Below are 21,802 nucleotides of genomic sequence, written 5' to 3'. Positions count from 1 at the left end.
AACTTTTTAAAATTATGAATCAAATGCAATCGCTTTTAATAATAGGTTTTGTTTGGCCTGAACCCAATTCTTCTGCGGCAGGAGGAAGGATGATGCAATTGGTTTCACTTTTTAAAGAACAGGGTTTCAAGGTTGTTTTTGCGAGTCCAGCTCAGGACAGCGATTTTATGGTTGATTTGAATTTGTATGGAGTCGTGAAAAAGTCAATAGCCTTAAACTGTTCTAGTTTTGACACATTTATAAAAGAATTGAATCCTACAGTTGTTTTATTTGATCGTTTTATGATCGAAGAACAATTTGGCTGGCGTGTTGCCGAGAATTGTCCGAATGCATTACGATTATTAGATACCGAAGATTTGCATTGTTTGCGTTTGGCAAGGCAAAAAGCATTCAAAGAAAACCGTCCGTTTCAAAGCACAGATTTATTAGCTGAAGAAGTTGCAAAAAGAGAGATTGCTAGTATTCTGCGTTGCGATTTGTCTTTGATGATTTCGGAATTTGAAATGGATTTGTTGAAAACGACTTTCCGAATCGATTCGGCTTTATTGTATTATTTGCCTTTGCTTTTAGAATCGAATGAAATTCCTGATTTGGAAAAATTACCTTCTTTTGAGGAACGACAGGATTTTGTTTTTATCGGTAATTTTCTTCATGAGCCCAATTGGAATGCCGTGCAATATTTAAAGGAAGAGATTTGGTCTAAAATTAGAAAGCAATTGCCAGCGGCGGTTTTGAATGTTTATGGTGCTTATTCTTCGCAAAAAGTGTTGCAGTTGCATAATGCAAAAGAAGGATTTTTGATAAAAGGGCGAGCTGAAAATGCGAATGAAGTTGTCAAGCAAGCCCGTGTTGTTTTGGCTCCTCTGCGTTTTGGTGCTGGAATTAAAGGAAAATTATTAGAAGCAATGCAATGCGGAACTCCAAGTGTGACGACTTCTATAGGTGCAGAATCCATGCAGGGCGATTTAGCCTGGAATGGTTTTATAGAAGATATGCCTGAACTTTTTGCAGAAAAAGCAGTGCAATTATATCAAGATAAAAATATTTGGTTTCAAGCTCAAAAAAATGGAATTGTAATTATTGAACAACGTTATTTGCGAGCATCTTTTGCGGATGATTTTGAACAACAAATAAAATCATTGCAAGATAATTTAACACATCATCGATTGGTGAATTTTATGGGTGAGTTATTGCAACATCATACTTTGAAAAGCACCAAGTATATGTCAAAGTGGATTGAGGAGAAGAATAAGTAATAAAAAACCCGTCAAGTTTTATACAAGACGGGTTTTTAGTTTTATGCAGAATCAGTAATTATGCAAGCATGGTTACTGGATTTTCAATGTATTGTTTTAATGTTTGTAAGAACTGTGCTCCAGTTGCTCCATCGATAGTACGGTGGTCACAAGCAAGAGATAACATCATAGTGTTCCCTACAACGATTTGTCCGTTTTTAACCACTGGTTTCTCTACGATAGCTCCTACTGAAAGGATAGCAGAGTTAGGTTGGTTGATGATAGAGTTGAATTCAGTGATTCCAAACATTCCTAGGTTGGAAACAGTGAAAGTACTTCCTTCCATTTCTTGTGGTCCTAGTTTTTTGTTTTTAGCTCTTCCAGCAAGATCTCTTACACTAGCACCAATTTGAGATAAACTCATAGCGTCAGTGAATTTCAATACAGGAACAACTAATCCATCTTCAACAGCTACAGCAACTCCAATGTTCACGTGGTGATTGATGATGATAGCATCTTCTTTCCATTGTGAGTTTATTTTTGGGTGCTTTTTCAATGCTAAAGCACAAGCTTTGATTACCATATCGTTGAAAGATACTTTGGTATCTGGAACGCTATTGATAGTTGCTCTTGATTTCATTGCATCGTCCATAGTCACTTCGATTACTAAGTTGTAATGTGGTGCAGTGAATAAAGATTCAGCCAAACGTTTCGCAATGATTTTACGCATTTGCGAATTTTTGATTTCTTCAGTGAAAACTTCTCCAGCAGGAACAAATACTTTTGGTGCAGCAGCAACCTCAGTTTTTGCAGGTGCAGCAACAGCTTGTGGAGCGGCAGCAGCAGGAGTGAAGTTTTCGATATCACTTTTTACGATACGTCCGTTTTCTCCAGAACCTTTAACTTGAGTTAATTGGATTCCTTTGTCAGAAGCAATTTTCTTTGCTAATGGTGATGCTAAAATGCGTTGTCCATCAGTTGATGGTTCTTGAACAATTGGTTCTGCAGTTTTTTCTGTTGAAGCTACTGCTTTTTCTTCTGTTACAGCTGGAGCAGCTTGTGGCGCTCCGCCAGTTTTATAATTTTCAGCAATTCCGCTAATGTCAGTTCCTGCAGGTCCAATGATGGCCAAAAGGCTGTCAACAGGAGCTGTATTTCCTTCTTCGATTCCTACGTATAATAAAGTTCCTTCGTTGAAAGATTCGAATTCCATTGTTGCTTTATCCGTTTCGATTTCAGCAAGAATGTCTCCTTCTGAAACTTTATCTCCTACTTTTTTCAACCAAGTGGCTACAGTTCCTTCTGTCATGGTATCGCTCAAACGAGGCATGGTAACAACTACAACTCCTTTTGGAAGTGCTGAATTAGTTGGAGCAGCAACTGCTAAAACTTCTTCTTTTTTAACTTCAGCTGCAACTGGAGCGGCAGCGGAATCTCCAGATATTAAAGAAGAAATATCTTCTCCTTCTTTTCCTATTATTGCCAGTAAAGAGTCTACAGGAGCGGTTTCTCCTTCTGGAATACCTATATATAAAAGAGTTCCTTCGTTGAAGGATTCAAATTCCATTGTTGCTTTGTCGGTTTCAATTTCAGCTAGAATATCTCCTTCTGAAACTTTATCTCCTACTTTTTTTAGCCAAGTTGCTACTGTTCCTTCCGTCATAGTATCGCTCAAACGAGGCATTGTTATTTTGATTGCCATATTGATTTATAGTTTATGAGGTATAAAAGGATAGTTTTCTTGTTCGTATACTACGTCGTAAAGTTGTTGAATTGGTGGGTAATCAGATTCTTCTGCAAAAGTTGCACATTCTTCAACTAAGTCTTTTACTCTTTGGTCAATCGCTTCAATTTCTTCTTCAGTAGCGTATTTTTGATCCTTGATAACATCTAATACTTGAGTAATTGGATCGATTTTTTTGTATTCTTCAACCTCTTCTTTCGTACGGTATAATTGTGCGTCAGACATAGAGTGACCTCTATATCTATATGTTTTCATTTCTAGGAAAGTTGGTCCATCACCACGACGTGCTCTATCAATTGCTTCAGTCATTGCTTCAGCTACCTTTACAGGATTCATCCCGTCAACTGGTCCGCAAGGCATTTCGTAGCCTAATCCAAGTTTCCAAATATCAGTATGGTTTGCAGTTCTCTCTACAGATGTTCCCATTGCATAACCGTTGTTTTCAACGATAAATACTACCGGAAGTTTCCATAACATAGCCATGTTGAAAGCTTCGTGTAGAGAACCTTGACGAGCAGCTCCATCACCAAAGTAGGTCATTGTAACTCCTCCAGTATTGAAATATTTGTCTCCAAAAGCTAATCCAGCACCTACAGGAATTTGTCCACCTACAATTCCATGACCACCATAAAAACGGTGTTCTTTTGAGAAGATGTGCATAGAACCACCCATTCCTTTAGATGTTCCTGTAACTTTTCCTAAAAGTTCAGCCATTACGCGTCTTGGGTCAACACCCATTCCTATTGGTTGAACGTGATTTCTGTATGCAGTAATCATTTTATCTTTTGACAAGTCCATTGCGTGTAATGCTCCTGCAAGTACAGCTTCTTGACCATTGTATAAGTGTAGAAAACCTCTAACTTTTTGTTGTATGTATAATGCTGCAAGTTTGTCTTCAAACTTTCTCCAAAGTAGCATATCTTCATACCACTTTAAATAAACCTCTTTTGTAACTTCTTTCATCTCGATTGTTCTTTTGCTAAAGTTTTATTGTGTTATCAACTAAGTCTATGACGCAAAATAGTTTTATCCCACAAATTTGCGAATCGCAAAAATAACACATTCAAACTTAGAACTAAAATTTATAAGCTAATTTTTGGATTTTTTACAAGAACTTTTTGTCAAACATAAGAGGGAGTAAGTTTTTTAACGATGCGGATTTATGTATTTCGCCTGATTCGCCCATAAAATAGATTTCAATTGGAGTATCTTGTTTTATTTCATATTCGGCGATTGATTGCCTGCATGAGCCACAAGGAGGAATTGGGGCCATTGTTTTGTTTGTGTCTGAAGCCGCGGTAATAGCCATTTTTATAATTTTGGCTTCAGGGTAAATTGCTCCTGCGTGAAAGATAGCTACGCGTTCTGCGCAAAGTCCGGATGGATATGCTGCGTTTTCTTGGTTTGAGCCTAAAACAATTTCTCCGTTGTCTAGAAAAATAGCTACGCCGACTCTGAATTTTGAATATGGAGCATAAGCCTTTTTTCTAATATTGACAGCTTTTGCCATAAGATCCTGTACGTCATTTGGTAATTCCTGGATTGAATTATAAACAGAGAATGTGCTTACAATAGATATTTCTTTCATGATTATGGGATTTTTTTTTGGAAAAAAAATCCAAATTTCAGGATATTGAAATTTGGATTTTTAATGTGATTTTATAAAATGTTAATATTGTTCGTACTTGTCTCCAAAATTAAACGAAAGAGAGAAGCGTAAGGTGTTTTCTAATGGGTTTGGAATTTTAGATGTTGAAAATAAGTAAGAAATATCTACTTTAATTGTGCTGTATTTAAATCCGGCGCCAAGAGAAAAATATTTTCGAGCACCTTTTGAAGGGCTTTCGTGAAAATAGCCCATTCGCATAGCAAATGAATCTTGATATAGGTATTCTGCGCCTGCAGCATAAGTTATTTCTTGTAGTTCTTCTTTTATGCCGTCTGGGGCATCACCAAATGATTTAAATACTCCGGAAACCCAACTAATTCGTCTGTAGTCTTCTTGATTTTTGTTTAATAAAGCAAGTTCGTCTGATCCGCTGATTTCGCCATCGCCATTTAAGTCTGAATTTTGAGGAGTTGGAATCAGTAGTTTGTTGAATTCAAGATTTAAAGCTACTTTGTTAGAGTCGTCTAGTATAAAATCAAATCCGGTTCCTATTTTTAGATTAGCAGGTAAAAAGTTGGTACTAATCTCATCATTGTCATAACTGATTTTTGGTCCGAGATTTTGAATGTTAAACCCGGCTCTCCATCTTCCGTTAAAACTATTGTAAGCAATCTCCTCTGATTGATAAAAACCGGCTACATCTATTGCAAATGAATTTGCTGCAGAAGTATCACCGATATCTGAAACAACTTTTAGGTTAGAGCGGATGTATCTACCAGCAACGGCCATTGAGAATTTCTCACTCAGTTTTAATGAATAGGACCCGTCTAATGCAAATTCGTTTGGGGAGACAATTCTAGGGTCGTCAAAGGCATTGTCTCTTAGTTCAATATTTCCAAAACCAAAATAGCGTAGACTTCCAGCAAAAGCACTTCGTTCACTGATTTTGTTATAATAAGTTAATTGTCCTAAGGAGATGTCATTTGCTAAATCTGTCAGATACGGAGTGTAGCTTACAGAAAGCCCTTGCTTGTCAGTTGAAAACGCATATTTTGCAGGATTCCATTGTTGAGAAAAGGCATCAGCAGAAGTTGCTACTCCAATGTCAGCCATACCTGCAGCTCTTGCATCGGCAGATACCAGTAAAAAGGGTACCGCAGGATTGATGGCTCTTTCCTGTGCTTTGACAAAATAAAATGCAAACAAACAACTTGTATAAAGTATTAGTTTTCTCATTATAATTAAGATATTCATTGAACAAATATAGTTATTTATGTATTATAAATTTGTCAATATTTTTCTGATTTTTATCAGTTAAACAGGTTTTAGCTGTTGGTAAGTGAAAAAATGCACTTTCTTTTTTGTTGAAATTAATTGTATTGATCCTGAAATAATCTAAATGTTTAGGAATAAGGTAAGCTAGTTTAAGGCTGTTAGGAGGATTTTGTCTATGTTGTTATTTTGGATGTTTTTACGGTTTGCTGTTTTTAAAAGTAAATATTAGTGGTTTAGAATTTGTTTAGCGCTTGTTTTTGTTTGTGAATTGCTTATCTTTTTTAAAAATAAGCAGAAATAATGGAGTTTTTATTCTGACAGCATAAACAAATATTTCATCATTTGTTTATAACTTTATTTTTGAATTAATATTGCCGAGAGTTGCATATTTATTTTTGCCGAGGCTGATATTCAATGCTTGTGTCGTTTTTCTACTTTGGATTTAAACAGCAAGTATTTTGAGATTAATCAAATTGCAGTACTTTTCTTTAGTGATGTTTTTTGGGAAAATCGTATTATATGTAAAAATTTATCATTTGATATGCAAATAAATAATAAAAAGTATAAATTTGCGTTTATTTTGTATGTTCTATTGCGTATAAATTATCAGATTAAAATTATATCGAATGGTGTTGCGAGTTAATGGTTAATTATTATATTGCGTCACTTAAAATATCACCCCAAAGAGTATGAAAGTAAACAAGATTATGGCTTTACGATTGATGTTATCATTATTAATGATTATAGGTTTTGCCAGTTGTAGTAAAAAATCCAGCTCAAAAAGTGCTTCAAAGGCTACTGGTTGGAATGTAGATGGTAAAAAAGCTTTAGCTAATAAAAAACAAGTTGCTGGTCCTGGATTAGTTTTTGTTGAAGGTGGAACTTTTACCATGGGTAAAGTAGAAGATGATGTGATGCATGATTGGAATAATACCGCAACACAGCAACACGTTCAGTCCTTTTATATGGATGAGACTGAAGTTACCAATTTCATGTATTTGGAATATCTAGATTGGTTGAAAAATGTATTTCCACCAACAGAGGATAATTATAAACATATCTATGAGGGAGCTTCTCCAGATACTTTAGTTTGGAGAGATAGATTGGGTTATAATGAAACAATGACTAATAATTATTTAAGACATCCTTCTTATGCTGATTACCCTGTTGTAGGTGTTAATTGGATTCAAGCAGTTGAATTTAGCAAATGGAGAACGGATCGTGTAAATGAAGCAATATTAGAAAAGAGCGGTTATCTTAAGAAAAATGCTAAGACAGATGATGTTTCTGCAGAAAATTCATTTAACACAGAAACCTACTTAAATGCACCAACATTAGCTCGTGGTGGTAATGAAGATATTGTTCTAAAAAACACTAAAGGCAATAAAAAAAGTTCTAAATCTGCAAAAGATGGAACTGTTTCTGAGCCAAAAAATGTATATGCACAACGTTCTTCGGGACTTATTTTACCTGAATATAGACTTCCTACGGAGGCTGAGTGGGAATATGCAGCAGCTGCAGATGTTGGTCAGAGAGAATATAATATTTACAAGGGTCAAAAGAAATATCCTTGGTCTGGAGGTTATACTCGCTCTGGTAAAAGACAGAGTAAAGGAGATCAGTTGGCTAACTTTAAGCAAGGAAATGGAGATTACGGTGGTATCGCTGGATGGTCTGATGACGGAGCTGATATTACAAATGCAGTAAAAAAATATCCAGCAAATGATTTTGGATTATATGATATGGCAGGAAACGTTGCCGAATGGGTAGCTGACGTTTATAGACCAATAATCGATAACGAAGGCAACGATTTCAATTATTTTAGAGGAAACCTTTATACCAAAAACAAAATTGGAAAAGATGGTAAAGTCGAAATTGTTACTAAAGACAATATTAAATATGATACCTTAAGTAACGGAAAAATAATAGCTAGGAACTTTCCAGGTCAAATTGCACAAGTTCCAGTTGATGAACAAGAAACTTATTTGAGACAAAATTTTGATAAGAGCGATAATATCGGTTATAGAGACGGTGATAGACAGTCTTCTAAGTATTATAATTTTGGGGGTTCTGACTCGGATACAGATAAAGGAAAAGATGATAAAAATATGTATAACTCCCCTAGACACAATGTTACTACTGACAGTTTAGGAATGATGGTTAGAAAATACGATAAGTCAAGCAAGAGAACTACTTTAATAAATGATAAAGTAAGAGTTTATAAAGGAGGTTCTTGGAGAGATAGAGCTTATTGGTTAGATCCTGCGCAAAGAAGGTATTTTCCTCAAGATATGGCTACAGATTATATTGGATTTAGAAACGCTATGTCAAGAGTAGGTCCTAAAGCCGAAAAAAGAAAATCACCAAGAAATTAATTTTAAGTAGAAATATAAAAGCCCTTTGATTAGGGCTTTTGTTTTTTAAATCATTTTGAGATGGATATCAATTACATTCATAGTTTGTTTTTAAAATGCAATTCGGTTTCAATAGATACTCGCAGGATCGAACAGAATTCATTATTTGTTGCCATAAAAGGGGAGCGATTTGATGCTAACACATTCGCTAAAGAAGCCTTGGGCAAAGGAGCTTCTTCTGTTATAATTGATAATGCGGATTATTACATTGACCAAAGAACCATTTTGGTCGATGATAGCTTAGTGGCTTTACAGGAATTGGCAAAATTCCACAGAGAATATCTAAAATTACCTATAATAGCGCTCACAGGAAGTAACGGTAAAACAACCACTAAAGAATTAATTCAAGTGGTGCTTTCAAAAAAGTATAAAACCAAAGCTACCCTAGGAAACTTAAACAACCATATTGGAGTTCCGTTGACTTTATTGTCTTTTAATTCAGATACTGAAATTGGCATTGTTGAAATGGGAGCTAATCATAAGAAGGAGATTGCTTTTTTATGCGAATTGGCTCAGCCTGATTATGGCTATATCACAAATTTTGGTAAAGCGCATTTGGAAGGTTTCGGAGGTATTGCAGGTGTTATTGAAGGTAAAAGTGAAATGTATGATTACCTTTCTCAAAATAACAAATTGGCTTTCGTAAATTTGGAAGACCCGATTCAGGCAGAGAAATCAAAAAAAATAAAATCATATTCTTTTGGTGTAAATAAAGAAAACGCTGCTGTTAATATCAAATCTGTTAAAGCGAATCCGTTTGTGGAGGTTTGTTATTCAAACATTGTAATTTCGTCTCACCTAATTGGCTTGTACAATGCTAATAATTTAAATGCGGCACTTACTATAGGGAAATACTTTGAAGTGGATGATTTGTCTATTAAAGAGGCATTGGAAGCTTATATTCCAGAAAACAATAGATCACAATTATTAACAAAAGGATCAAATCAGATAATCTTAGATGCTTATAATGCTAATCCTAGCAGTATGGAGGTAGCCATAGAAAATTTTATTCAATTAGAGAAGCCAAATAAAATTGCGATTTTAGGTGACATGTTTGAGTTAGGTGTTGAAAGTATTCAAGAGCACAAAAACATTGTGGATTTACTGTCTAAAAGTGAAGATTTGAGATGTTATTTTATCGGGAAGGATTTTTATCACAATAGAATAAAAAAGGATAATTTTGGTTTTTTTGAATCTTTTGATAGTTTTTTAGAAGTTTTAAAAGAGCAAAAGTTTGAAAGTAAAACGATTCTTATAAAAGGATCAAGAGGAATGGCTTTAGAGAGAATATTGGATTATATTTCTTAAAAAGAACAAAATCTCGCTAGTTTTTTGGATGGATGTTTTAGACTAAATTTTCATTAAAAAGTCCACGAGATTTTCTCTTTTGTCTAATAGCTAATGTGTGAAACAAATTAGAAAAGAAATAAAAGTGTAATCCTGAAATAAAAGAAGCCGTCTCGATACCATTTTGAGGCGGTTTTTTTGTGCCTTCTTTTTTAGAAGTTTTTTTCATAAAAATGCAAAAATGAACTAAAATGGCATGCTATTGCCATTAATTCAAATTCAAATTTCACTTTTTTGCTGACGATTTTTACTGTATGATTTAAAGGAGATTAGCTTCAAAGTAGTTGTTTTGAGCCATAAATTTACTAGCATATAATTAAACATAATGCAGTTTTTTTGTCATTTTTAGCAAAAATAATTCTATATTCGGGAAAATAAAGAGCCTGTTTAGAGTAAGATCTATAGGCAAAAATATTAATTTACGAGTATTTACTTATTAAAAAAAATGAAACAATTACTTCAGTGGACGATTATCATTCCAATATTATCTTGGATTCTCTTTTTTAGCGGACTTGTTGACAACAGTGGCTTTTTTCAAATTGTTGCAAGCTTACTACTTATTCTTAGTGTTATGTCGGCAGTACATCATTCTGAGATAATAGCAGAAAGAGTTGGAGAGCCTTATGGAACCATTATTTTGGCTATATCGATAACTGTTATCGAAGTTTCGATTATTGTGTCTCTAATGATGTCAGAAGGCTCTGAAGCGGCTTCGTTAGCCAGAGATACTGTATATGCTGCCACAATGCTTATTCTTAATGGTATTATTGGATTGTGTCTTCTTATTGGCGGTCTCAAACATTACGAACAGAATTTTTCTGCTTCTTCTGTGACCATTGGTTTAGTTTCACTGGTTTCGATTATAGTATTTACATTGGTCTTTCCTACTTTCACCGAAAGTGTTGCGGGATCGTATTATTCAGTACCACAACTTATTTTTGCTTCTGCAGCTTGCCTCGTTATCTACTCCTCTTTTCTATTTGCGCAAACTAGAAGATACCGACAGTATTTCCTAACAATTGGACCCGATGAAGATGAAGAAGTTGCTGGGCCTATAGCAATCAATAATAAGGTATTCTTTACAAGTATTGTTTTTCTTATCATAAGCTTAGGTATTGTTGTGTTATTGGCTAAAACCCTTTCTCCTGCAATCGAAAGTATTATTGTCAGCTATAGTCTGCCAAAAACTTTGGTGGGGGTTATAATTGCGGCAATAATTTTACTGCCTGAAGCAATTGCTGCTATCATAGCGGCAAGAAAAAACAGACTCCAAACTAGTATAAATTTAGCCTTGGGTTCTGCTTTGGCAAGTATTGGATTAACCATTCCTAGTGTTTCGGTGGTTTGTATTATGATGGATATGCCTATTATTCTAGGACTCGACATTAAATCTATTGTTCTATTAGCATTATCGGTGTTTACTGTAATGTTGTCATTAAGTAAAGGCAAGTCTAATATTGTTTACGGAGTGGTGCTTCTAGTCAATTTATTTGCTTTTGTATTTCTTATGATATATCCGTAATCCTTACATATAACAGTAAATACAATTAGAAAAATACAAACACAAAAAACTCCTTAATTTCTTAAGGAGTTTTTTATGGTGAAAAAACATTAGTGGAGTGCGACCGTTTTGCTATTGAAGTTATCAAAGAAATTTTTAAAAACTTTCTCTGATTTTAATTATTTGTTGGAATAACGCTGTAGAATTTCGGTTTTGCAGCGTTTTTCATTTTTATTTTTTAGCGTTGTCAATTACAATGTTTTTTGAAATAAAATAAAGCTAATTTTTCTAATAATAGGGCAACAAAATGGGTAATGTGTATACTAAGTGAGTAATTTTTATACAGTTTTAAAATTTTAAAATAATTGTAAGTGTTTGGATTTTAGTAAGATGTTTGTTTGGAATAACAATTGCTTGTTCTTGAGAAAACAATAACAGATTGATGATTCCTAATAATATGAAAACACAGACGATGCCGCCAAATGACACTTTTTTTACTAACAAAGAAATAAATACTTCAACTAACATAGCTCCTTCTAAAAATGTACTTTTTAATCGAATTATTTTATCAGCGACCATTTTGTTGTTGATTACAGGTGCTTCATTAGTATATTTCTTGCAACCCGATTTTGATACCTTTCGCGAAAGCAGAATTGATTCTTCATTTGGATTGGCTTTTCTTGTACTGACTTTAGCATTGCTTTTATTCAAAGTTTCATTCTTTTTATACAATGTGTTTTTGTACTTTAAATATAAACCAATTGAAGCAGTAACTGACGAATTATTGCCTACATGTACTGTGATTGTTCCAGCTTACAACGAAGGAAATTTGGTTTATGATACTTTATTAAGTATCGCAAACAGTGATTATCCAAAACATAAATTGCAAATTTTAGCTATTGATGATGGTAGTAAAGATGACACTTGGTCTTGGATGAACAAAGCCAAAGATAAATTAGGAGATCAAATCGTGGTTTTTCAACAACCTGAAAACAAAGGAAAAAGACATGCTTTATACCGTGGATTTAATTTAGGGACAGGTGATGTTTTTGTAACGATTGATAGTGATTCGATTATTAAACCTAATACTTTAAGAAATTTAGTAAGCCCACTTATTGTAGATGAAAATTGTGGAGCCGTAGCAGGGAATGTTCGTGTTTTAAATAACAAGAATGCTATTTTGCCTAAAATGCTTAATGTGAGTTTTGTTATGAGTTTTGAATTTGTACGTTCAGTAGAAAGTCAATTAGGAAGTGTTTTATGTACTCCTGGAGCTTTAGCGGCTTATAGAAGTACGGCAGTGTTTAAATGTCTTCCAGAATGGATTAATCAAACTTTTATGGGGCAGGCTTCGGATATTGGTGAAGATAGAGCCATGACCAATATGATTTTAAAGCAAGGTAAAAAAGTGCTTTTCCAACGAAATGCAATTGTTCTAACTGATGTTCCAGAAAAGTATAAAGGATTGTATAAAATGTTTATTAGATGGGGAAGAAGTAATGTTCGTGAAAATTTAGTTATGGCTAAATTTGTTTTTACAAATTTCAAAAATGAATCTAAAGTCGGAACTAGATTGTTGTTTACAAATCAGTTTCTATCAATTGTAATGACGTATCCATTTTTACTTTTTATGTTGTATTTTATTGTAATGCATCCATTATTATTTTTGAGTTCTACACTTTTAGGAATATTAATTTCTGCGAGTTTCCCAGTGTTTTTTTACGCTAAAAAATACAGTTTGTCAGAATCATTATGGGCTTATGCGTACAGTGTTTTATATACATTTGGTTTGTTTTGGATTTCACCTTATGCTATTGCTACTGCTGGACGTAGTGGTTGGTTGACTCGTGAATTACCACAAAAATAAAAGAACAACATTAGTTTTTATTTTAAAGTAGATATTGTCTTTAAAATAAATGCTGAGAATACAAATAAGAAGAAGTCATTTGTGACTATTAATAAACAAAGAAGCCGTCTCAAATATTAATATTTGAGATGGCTTTTTTGTTTTCTGATTAGCTACCTTCTTGTAGTTTTTTTAAAAAAACAATATTTTAAAGATTTTGAATTTACTTCAAAAGTAGGCATAAAAAAACTCCTTAATTTCTTAAGGAGTTTCTTGGTGGGCTGTCAGGGGCTACAATCGAACACCTGATACTTATTTTGAACTTTATTGATAGTTTAAAATAATTTAGTACTATAGATCTTATCAACAAATTACTTTCCTATTGTGTAGTAATATGCTGATCTTTTATCCATTTTCTACAAATATAAAAACCTTGATTATTTATGACCTTGTATCTTTTTTTCGGAAGATAAATTTATTTAAAATTCCATCCTAATGTCAGACCAAATGCCACTGGCGTGATTTTAGCATTTTGTTCAATGCTGTACAGACCATTCGCTTTTCTATCGGTGGTTGATGTTGGATTATACCCTACATAAGACTGCTTTTTTTCTTGGTCAAGTATCGTTCCATATCCATTTTCGAGAAACATTGCTGCATATAAAGCATTCTTTTTGCCGATATCGAATGTAAATCCTAACTCGAAAGAACTCATGAAAATTCCTTTTGTTTCATATTCCCCTATAGCTGAATAACTACTTTGCTGTCCTATTCCATATTCAGGCAAATTATCAATTGTCAAATTAACATCGGGGTAATAAGCAGTATTATTTACATTATCTGCAGTCGCTTTTATTTTATAACTCACAGGTAAAAAATACTTTACTCCTGCTCTAAAATTAAAATCAATTCCTGTATTGATGTTGGTTTTTAATTGCACAAAAAGTGGAATTTGAACGGCTTGCAATGTTTGTTTTTCTTTATAATTACTAGTAGTAACATTATAAATAAATGCTGAACCAGAAGCATCTACTTCATAATTCGTTAGTGTGTTAGATGAGTAAGTCAAAGAAACGTTTTGCTTGTATTGCGAGAATTCTATTCCCGATCCAATTCCGATGTTTTTTGTAAAAGAATAGATATATCCTGCTTTTACAGCTCTTCCCATTTTAGTTTCGGCTACTGTTCCAGCCACATTACTTTCAAGATTCCCCACTCCTGTTTGTACACCTACGTAAAATTGAGCACTAGCAACTGTAGAGAATAGAATTACTATAATGCCTAGTATGTGTTTACTATTAAATTTCATATATGTTATTTTTTATCAGAATAATCCATCCCCATTTATAAAAAATGAGGACTTCATACTCTTCCATTATTTAGTTTTTTACTAGAAGGTTTTTTGTAAACGTTTTACCATTTGCTAAAGTGATTCTCACGACATAGATACCTTCAACACCTGGCGCCTGTAATGTGGTCTCGTTTTCATTAGTTGTTCTTTGATCCAACAACGATCCATTCATACCAAATACCTCAATACGGGCATTTTGCATTTGAGCAGCATTTACATTCGTAACCAACTGATAACTTGCATTACTTCTGACAGGATTAGGAACAACTTTAACGGTCTCAACTGTTACAGTTGAAGACAAAATTAATGGACAAGTAGTAATTAATGTCCCGTCTAATTTTGTTGCAACCGCATAATAAGTACCGTTTAGGCCTCCAGTTTCTTTATAATACTGCAACGTTTGACCTAGAACTAAAACCCCATTTTTATACCAAGTATAAGATTTAAATTCTTTAGAACTATTGTCAAAGAAAATAACATCCTCGAATTGTTGTCTGATCAAATTCGGTTGGCTATTCAAAGCTGACAATGCTATAGTTTCAGCGGTATTGTAATTGTTATTACCCGCTTGCGAAGCTGTAACAGTTGCCGAACCAAGATTGATAAATGTTAATTCATCATTTGAAATCGTTACCACATCCGTATTGGAAGAAGCATAACTTACCGCTAAACCACTATTAGAAATAGCTGTTAAAACACTTGTTGATGTCTCTCCACAATTCGAAACCAAAGTTTGATTCCAGGTAATTACTTGATTAGCTTTAGAAATACTAAAATTAGACGGTATATACGTTATAGCGTAGTTAGTATTATTTAATGTTCCTTGTTCAATAGCATAAGTTCCGACATTCTCTCCAATTACTCTTCCTAAAGCACCAGAGAAGGTATCATTTCCTACTAAACTTGGTGAAACTGAATAGGTAAAAGCCGGATCTGCTGCTCCGTACACTTTTGTTTGAGAAGCATCAGCGGTTACCGTGATTGATTTTGCTGTAATAGCAAAGGTATTTGAATCAATCAACGTTATAGCATAGTTTGATCCTGCAGATAAATCACCAATAGTATAAGCATATATTCCAACATTTTCACCAGCAACACGGCTTAAGCTTCCGCTAAAAGTATTTCCTGTAGCTAATGTTTCACTAGCAGTAAAAGTAAATTCAGTGTCTGCTGCTCCGTATACTTTTGTTTGAGAAGCATCAGCGGTTACCGTGATTGATTTTGCTGTAATAGCAAAGGTATTTGAATCAATCAACGTTACAGCATAGTTCGATCCTGCAGATAAATCACCAATAGTATAAGCATATGTTCCAACATTTTCACCAGCAACACGGCTTAAGCTTCCGTTAAAAGTATTTCCTGAAGCTAATGCTTCACTAGCAGTAAAAGTAAATGCAGGGTCTGTTGAACGGTACACTTTTGTTTGAGAAGCATCAGCGGTTACCGTGATTGATTTTGCTGTAATAGCAAAGGTATTTGAATCAATCAACGTTACAGCATAGTTCGATCCTGCAGATAAATCACCAATAGTATAAGCATAAGTTCCAACATTTTCACCAGCAACACGGCTTAAGCTTCCGCTAAAAGTATTTCCAGTAGCTAATGTTTCACTAGCAGTATAAGTAAATGCAGGATCTGTTGAATGGTACACTTTTGTTTGCCCTGAAGTCGCTGTTACTGTTATCTCTTTCTGTGAAATTGTAAGTGTAACCGATTGACTTGCTTCGCTGTAATTTGCATCTGCAGCAACAGTCGCTTTTAGCGTTACCGTTCCTGCATTGCCTATTGTTACCATAGTATTATTCGTTCCCGATAATGTTACACTTCCAGTTCCTCCTATTACAACTTCATAGCTTATAGCACCTGTGGAATTTGAGCTGGCTGCCAAATTAAAATTGGCGTCTCCATACGTTTTGGTAAAATCAGCAAAAGTCACTGTTGGAGCTATTTTTAATTCGGTTGCAAAGCTCCAAGTAGTTTTATCTAAAATTCCTGCAAAAGTATTGCCTGCAACGTTTTTAAATGCGGTGGCAGCTATTTTTACATAATACGTTTTAGATTTCTCTAAGTTTGAAGTTGGATTGATCGTTACTATAGCATCAGTTACCGTAACATTAGCAGTAGTTACATCTATCGTTTCTATAACACTGTCATCTGAAGTATCATAAATAGTAATGTTTCCAGTACCTTTTACTACATTTTGATCAAAAGTAACTGCTAAATTATTGGCACTTGCAACATCTGTCGCATCGTCTGCTGGTAAAAGTGTAGAAATGGTTGGGGATAAATCTACCGTGACCGCTACTCTGTTTGTGGAACTTGCCGTGGTTATACGCTTAATTTCATTATCAAGTAAATTTGCCACTACAATTTTATTATCTGATTGAATGATTGCACTAGTAGGGGTCCTAAGTCCACTAACTAAGGTTACGATATTCGTACCATCAGCATCCATACGTTTTATGGCACCATTATCACTATCTGCTACCACAATTTTTCCATCCGATTGAATGGCTATGCCATTAGGAAGAGTAAACCCACTGCCTAAAGTTTCAATATTAGTCCCATCTGCATCCATCCTTTTAATCAAATTATTATCTCTATCTGCTACCACAATTTTTCCATCGGCTTGGATAGCTATCCTACTAGGGTATTTAAATCCACTAGCTAAGGTTATGATATTCATGCCATCAGCATCCATGCGTTTGATAAGATTATTCTCACTATCTGCTACCACAATTTTCCCATCCGATTGAATAGCTATTCCTGTAGCACCATTAAATCCAGTTCCTAAAGTTACTATATTAGTCCCATCAGCATCCATACGTTTAATCATCCCATTATTTCTATCTGCCACCAGAATTTTTCCATCAGATTGGACAGCGATCTGACAAGGGTAGTTAAATCCACTACCTAAGGTTACGATATTCGTCCCATCAGCATCCATACGTTTGATGGCATTTTCTTCAGCATCTGATAACAAAATTTTGCCATCTTCTAGAACTACCATGTCCTGAATCGCTGTGAATCCGCTACCTAAGATCTCTATAGTTTCAGGTGTATTTTGTTCTACATAATACATACCTGCTCCTAACACATCTGTACTATTTAGAGCAGTACCGCCATTGGCTGCACTAAACCATGTTGCTGTACTACCTGTAGTTGGTGTGCTCACTAAGTTTGCTACTGTACTTCCTGCCAACATGTTTTGATTAGCATCTGAAATACGTTTTGCTGTAATAGCTACTCTTTTTGTACTTTCTACTTCATCAATAGTTTGTGTTGCATAATATGTAGTGGCATCTGCTAATTCTGTAGTAATTGCTAAAACTGAACCACCAGTTGCTGCGGTATACCATTTTATGGCAGTACCACTTACTTGTAAATTGGTTAAAGTTTTGTCATCTCCTGCAAACACCTGAGTTAGATACTTAGCAGTTGGCGCAGGTTTAAAGAGATTTTCCTGCAACTCATAAGCTCCCATATCAATTACATCTATAGTAGGTGAGCCATCAAAAATACGTGCATTACCTGCCAAATCTTTGTCTGTTGCCAGGGTACCTGTATATAAGTTATTGTCTCCTGCATTTACAGCAGGGCTAGTGTTTTTTAGACTGTAATCGTCGTTTGCAGCATTATTAAATAGCTTAGCTTCTGTTAAGTTTGTGGCGTCTATATTACCATTATCCGTGTTCGATTTATTTTTGATCAATGAATATTGAGCCGTAAAAGTTCCTGTAAGTTCATCCCAAACAATACTGTTTTTTAGAGTTACAGAGGAATTTTGAGACTCACAACCTGCTACTATTTCGCTATTTATTGTCGCTCTATTTCCTACAATAGAAGCATTAGTAAGTGTTGCACTAGAATTATCTACATTGTACAACCCGCTACCACTCTCACTAGCATTGTTATTTTTAATCGATACATTTAGAAGAGACGCAAAAGACTTGTATTGATTTGCCATTCCACCACCATCTTTAGCTTGGTTGTTTTGGATGGTAACATTCTGAAGATTTGGTGTTGACATATAACTAAACATACCACCGCCAGATTCTAAACAAATGTTTTCTTTTATGATAAGATTTTTATAAAAAGGGTTTGATTCCGAATTGTAGATACCTGCACCTGAACAACTATAAGCTTCTTTAGTATTTGCTACATATCTTCCTGTACTATTTGCATATCCTTTTGTAATGGTAAAGCCGTCTAAACGAGCAGTACCAACTTCGCCAGCACTCACAATTACATGATAAGCATTGTCTGTGATATCATTAGCAATACCCAAATCTCCACTTAAGATAGTTTGATTTACTGTTAGGCTTAAGTCTCTTTCTTCTAAAGTATTTTCGTCACCAGCAAATCCGCCATACACTTGTACATTATTGACCATCAAAAAAGTATTATCACGATTTTGGTCTGTACCAAAACTAGCACCATCTATTGGACTATACAGTGGCTTATAAGTACCTCCCGCTACAAATATTTTTAAAGGTGTAGTTGATGTAAAATTATCTTGTTGCTTGGCATATCTTAAAGCATCTGCCAATTCCATGATGGCATTTTGCCAAGAGTTTCCTGTTTGATTACCAGTTGCATTTTTATTTACATAAAGCACATTGTTTTCACTTGGGACAATAGTTTTCACTAAAATATCCTTTGTAGCACCAACATTATTCAAATTCAAGTCAGCATCATTATCTGCTAAATCCCTTATGGCACCTCCATTAAGTGATAATGAATTTATAATAATACCATCAGCATCATTATCTCCTGATTGAACAGTATAACTAAATAATAAATTTACTGTCCCTGAACCGCTAATATAAGTTGCCAGACGTGTAGTTGAGCCAATAGTTATTGCTATTTGTGGTGATCCATAAATTATCACCTCTCTATTAAAATTAACAATGAAATCTAAGTTTTGCCCTGTACCATAAGTTCCGTTTGCTAGAACTGAAACACTATATACCGCTGTTATTGGAATTGTTCTCGATGAGAAATTACCCCACACGGAAGCCAACTGGTAATCAGAAATGCTTTCTATAGGCGCATATAATGCACATGTAGCTCGGTTTACACTATCAAAAATATTGTTATTTATTATTAATGGAGTTACGGGATAATTTACACCATTATTTTCTACTACTGAGGCTATGGTTGTTACTCCCGAGAATTTAGGATTAGGACCTGCCTCGACAGTTTTAGCTTCTGTCTCATTATAATTAATGTTATCGGATATAAAATTTTTCGCAGAAGCCACACCGAAAAATAGCATTGCTAAAAATAAAAGTAATTTTTGTTTCATTCGTTAGTAGGATTTAGTTTGTTTATCGTGGCGCTATAAAATGGCGCAAAAAAGTATAGTTTACTTTTTAAAGCACGAAAGTAGGGATGTGATCATTTTTATCCTATTTATGGGGGTGGACAAAAAGAAGACATTTTTATTTATCGTATTGTTTTTAGTTACCCTGTTGTTTTTTTATAATAAAAAATTAAAATGAAATACTTTATTTTTTTATTTTAGCAACTTAATAAGCCCCTCCAAATGACTTCTCTTGCAAAAAAAAACAGCTTGTTTTTTATGATGATTAGCTTTATTTTTTTGACAAAGCTACATTCGCAAAATCTACAAGTTTCTGTTACAGATTCAAATAAAAAGATAGCTACAATTATTACTAATGAAAACAATTCTAAAAAAGATACTTTAGAATTAAAAAAACATTTGGCATTTTTAAAGCAGTCATCAAGTAAAAGATTTCACGTTTTATATGATGCTTTATTAGCAAACGGCTATTCTAATTTTTTTGATAAGATAAATAATAGAAGTAATTATTATTATTTAAAATCAATTCAAGAAGCACAAAAACTAAACGATCCTTCACTCCTTGTCTGGACACAATTGAATTATTCGAAATACCTGTATTTTTATTGTGAGATAGATAAACTAATTCCAATTGCCCTTAAAACTATTGAAAATACGAAGAAAGTTGATGCTTCAGAAATTATTTTGCCAGAGGAGACTTTCAAATTTTTCGGCTGGATGATGTTTACAGTTGAAGATAATTCTGCAATTTATTTCTTAAAAAAATCATTACAATACTCCAAGAAAGTGTCATCAGAATCAGCTAGTGTTTTAAATGCAATTGGTAATTGTTATTTCAATCGTAAAGATTTATCAAATGCGATGTACTACTTTAATAAATCGGAAGCCATCTCCTTAAAAATTGGTGACAGTATTCGGTACGCAAAAATCCTTGGTGACAAAGCATTGGTATATGAAAACAAAGGAAATATTAAAGAAGCAATTAGTCTCTTAAAAAAAGATATCTATTATTCACAAAAGTTTAAAGAATATAAAAACGAAATGTTTGCTTCTATTATATTGGCAAAAATTCTTTTAAAATCCAAGGCAGTAAATGAAGCAAAGATAATTTTAGAAAGAGCAGAAAGAATTGCAAATTCTAAGCCATATTACAAAAGCTCATTAAAAGAAATAATTGAATTAAAACTGCATATCTTAAATAATCAAAATCCAAATGAAGAGTTAATACTCAGGCGTCAATTAAATTTAATAGAAGATACCCTGCTTAAAACAAATGGTAAGACCGTGTTGCGAAGATCCAACTGGCTGATTCAAAAAATGAAATATGAAAATGAGGCTAAAAAAAATCAATTAGAATTACAGCATGAAGAAAAAATGAAAAACATCTACATTTTAATTGTAGTGTTTGCCATATTATTGAGTCTTTTTATTTATATATCTTCACGAAAAAGATTAAAAATAAAAAAATTAAGAGTAATGGAATATGAAAATGACAGGATAATTTTTGAGAAAAAGCTTAAAGATGCTAATTTTGATTTAAGTACTTACATTGAATATCTTCGAAATAAAAACAAACAAATATCTATTTTAAAAGCGGAACTTGATGAAAGTAAAAATTCCGCTTTAAAACATTTAAAGGAAGAAGAAAAAGACAAACTTCAGGAAATATTAGACTCTCATCTAATGACCGATGAAAACTGGAATGCTTTTAAACGTGAGTTTAAAAAACTGCATACTCCTTTTTATGAATCTTTAATAGGAAGTTTCCCGGAGCTAAAAGAATCTAATCTTAAAATAATAATGCTCCAAAAATTAGATTTTACTAATCAGGAAATGGCTAGTTTACTAGGAGTTACTGTTGATGCCATCAAAAAAAACAAACAGCGATTGAAGAAAAAGTTAGGAGATAAATATGATTTACTATTTGAAATCATAGAGTTGAGATAGTAGCTAAACTAGTATGATTTAACTTTAAAAATGAATTACGAGACACAGTGTATAACTATATTAGGATTTATTTAATAATCTGTACTCCAAACATGAGACATAGTGCATGGATGGTTTATAAGTAGTGTATGAAAACCGTAAGGATGAATTATATGAAAATAGAAAGAAAAAGATTCTCAAAAAAGTATAGTTAGACGAGTTGCTTAG

General features: G+C 33.8%; 12 protein-coding genes. 6 read left to right on the top strand and 6 right to left on the bottom strand.

From position 1 onward, the window contains the following. The first annotated feature begins 14 nt into the window (after nt 1-14). Complete coding sequence (locus ACMDB5_RS02225; RefSeq protein ID WP_413999394.1) at nt 15-1,256, top strand: glycosyltransferase; 1,242 nt, start codon at nt 15-17, stop codon at nt 1,254-1,256. A 58-nt stretch (nt 1,257-1,314) separates the two neighbouring features. On the opposite strand, the gene ACMDB5_RS02220 is transcribed toward ACMDB5_RS02225, so the two are convergent. The 4 genes from ACMDB5_RS02220 to porV all read right to left on the bottom strand — a co-directional run bounded on the left by ACMDB5_RS02220 (nt 1,315) and on the right by porV (nt 5,824). Then, nucleotides 1,315-2,937 (bottom strand): 2-oxo acid dehydrogenase subunit E2, encoded by a 1,623-nt coding sequence (locus ACMDB5_RS02220; protein WP_413999393.1) that lies wholly within the window; start codon nt 2,935-2,937, stop codon nt 1,315-1,317. 6 nt (nt 2,938-2,943) lie between these two features. Next, nucleotides 2,944-3,942: a pyruvate dehydrogenase (acetyl-transferring) E1 component subunit alpha gene (gene pdhA / locus ACMDB5_RS02215; protein ID WP_413999392.1), complete on the bottom strand. Its 999-nt coding sequence runs from the start codon at nt 3,940-3,942 to the stop codon at nt 2,944-2,946. Nucleotides 3,943-4,084: 142 nt separating this feature from the next. Then, the gene (gene cdd, locus ACMDB5_RS02210; RefSeq protein WP_413999391.1) at nt 4,085-4,567 is read right to left on the bottom strand and encodes a cytidine deaminase; all 483 of its coding nucleotides are present in this window, start codon (nt 4,565-4,567) and stop codon (nt 4,085-4,087) included. Nucleotides 4,568-4,648: 81 nt separating this feature from the next. Further along, complete coding sequence (porV, locus tag ACMDB5_RS02205; RefSeq protein ID WP_413999390.1) at nt 4,649-5,824, bottom strand: type IX secretion system outer membrane channel protein PorV; 1,176 nt, start codon at nt 5,822-5,824, stop codon at nt 4,649-4,651. Between the two features lie 728 nt (nt 5,825-6,552). On the opposite strand from porV, the gene gldJ reads away from it, so the two are divergent. From gldJ to ACMDB5_RS02185, 4 genes are all read left to right on the top strand, one after another. Beyond that, nucleotides 6,553-8,238 (top strand): gliding motility lipoprotein GldJ, encoded by a 1,686-nt coding sequence (gene gldJ / locus ACMDB5_RS02200; protein WP_413999389.1) that lies wholly within the window; start codon nt 6,553-6,555, stop codon nt 8,236-8,238. Nucleotides 8,239-8,298: 60 nt separating this feature from the next. After that, complete coding sequence (locus tag ACMDB5_RS02195; protein WP_413999388.1) at nt 8,299-9,585, top strand: UDP-N-acetylmuramoyl-tripeptide--D-alanyl-D-alanine ligase; 1,287 nt, start codon at nt 8,299-8,301, stop codon at nt 9,583-9,585. A gap of 484 nt (nt 9,586-10,069) precedes the next feature. After that, a complete protein-coding gene (locus tag ACMDB5_RS02190) occupies nt 10,070-11,146 on the top strand; it encodes a calcium:proton antiporter (protein ID WP_413999387.1) in 1,077 nt (358 codons plus the stop codon). A gap of 436 nt (nt 11,147-11,582) precedes the next feature. After that, complete coding sequence (locus ACMDB5_RS02185) at nt 11,583-12,992, top strand: glycosyltransferase (protein ID WP_413999386.1); 1,410 nt, start codon at nt 11,583-11,585, stop codon at nt 12,990-12,992. A gap of 454 nt (nt 12,993-13,446) precedes the next feature. Here ACMDB5_RS02185 and ACMDB5_RS02180 read toward each other — a convergent pair whose 3' ends face one another. Then, a complete protein-coding gene (locus ACMDB5_RS02180; RefSeq protein WP_413999385.1) occupies nt 13,447-14,280 on the bottom strand; it encodes a hypothetical protein in 834 nt (277 codons plus the stop codon). 70 nt (nt 14,281-14,350) lie between these two features. Further along, complete coding sequence (locus tag ACMDB5_RS02175; protein WP_413999384.1) at nt 14,351-19,630, bottom strand: MBG domain-containing protein; 5,280 nt, start codon at nt 19,628-19,630, stop codon at nt 14,351-14,353. 267 nt (nt 19,631-19,897) lie between these two features. On the opposite strand from ACMDB5_RS02175, the gene ACMDB5_RS02170 reads away from it, so the two are divergent. Beyond that, a complete protein-coding gene (locus ACMDB5_RS02170; protein ID WP_413999383.1) occupies nt 19,898-21,595 on the top strand; it encodes a hypothetical protein in 1,698 nt (565 codons plus the stop codon). Nucleotides 21,596-21,802: the final 207 nt, after the last annotated feature.

The sequence above is a fragment of the Flavobacterium sp. W1B genome, from assembly GCF_047344965.1.
GTDB lineage: Bacteria > Bacteroidota > Bacteroidia > Flavobacteriales > Flavobacteriaceae > Flavobacterium.
This window is presented reverse-complemented; position numbering and strand designations above follow the sequence as displayed.

Bases quoted from the DNA above. Each gene is read 5' to 3' on its own strand.
- ACMDB5_RS02225 (WP_413999394.1), top strand. From the start codon at position 15: ATGAATCAAATGCAATCGCTTTTAATAATAGGTTTTGTTTGGCCTGAA.
- ACMDB5_RS02220 (WP_413999393.1), bottom strand. From the start codon at position 2,937: ATGGCAATCAAAATAACAATGCCTCGTTTGAGCGATACTATGACGGAA.
- pdhA (WP_413999392.1), bottom strand. From the start codon at position 3,942: ATGAAAGAAGTTACAAAAGAGGTTTATTTAAAGTGGTATGAAGATATG.
- cdd (WP_413999391.1), bottom strand. From the start codon at position 4,567: ATGAAAGAAATATCTATTGTAAGCACATTCTCTGTTTATAATTCAATC.
- porV (WP_413999390.1), bottom strand. From the start codon at position 5,824: ATGAGAAAACTAATACTTTATACAAGTTGTTTGTTTGCATTTTATTTT.
- gldJ (WP_413999389.1), top strand. From the start codon at position 6,553: ATGAAAGTAAACAAGATTATGGCTTTACGATTGATGTTATCATTATTA.
- ACMDB5_RS02195 (WP_413999388.1), top strand. From the start codon at position 8,299: ATGGATATCAATTACATTCATAGTTTGTTTTTAAAATGCAATTCGGTT.
- ACMDB5_RS02190 (WP_413999387.1), top strand. From the start codon at position 10,070: ATGAAACAATTACTTCAGTGGACGATTATCATTCCAATATTATCTTGG.
- ACMDB5_RS02185 (WP_413999386.1), top strand. From the start codon at position 11,583: ATGAAAACACAGACGATGCCGCCAAATGACACTTTTTTTACTAACAAA.
- ACMDB5_RS02180 (WP_413999385.1), bottom strand. From the start codon at position 14,280: ATGAAATTTAATAGTAAACACATACTAGGCATTATAGTAATTCTATTC.
- ACMDB5_RS02175 (WP_413999384.1), bottom strand. From the start codon at position 19,630: ATGAAACAAAAATTACTTTTATTTTTAGCAATGCTATTTTTCGGTGTG.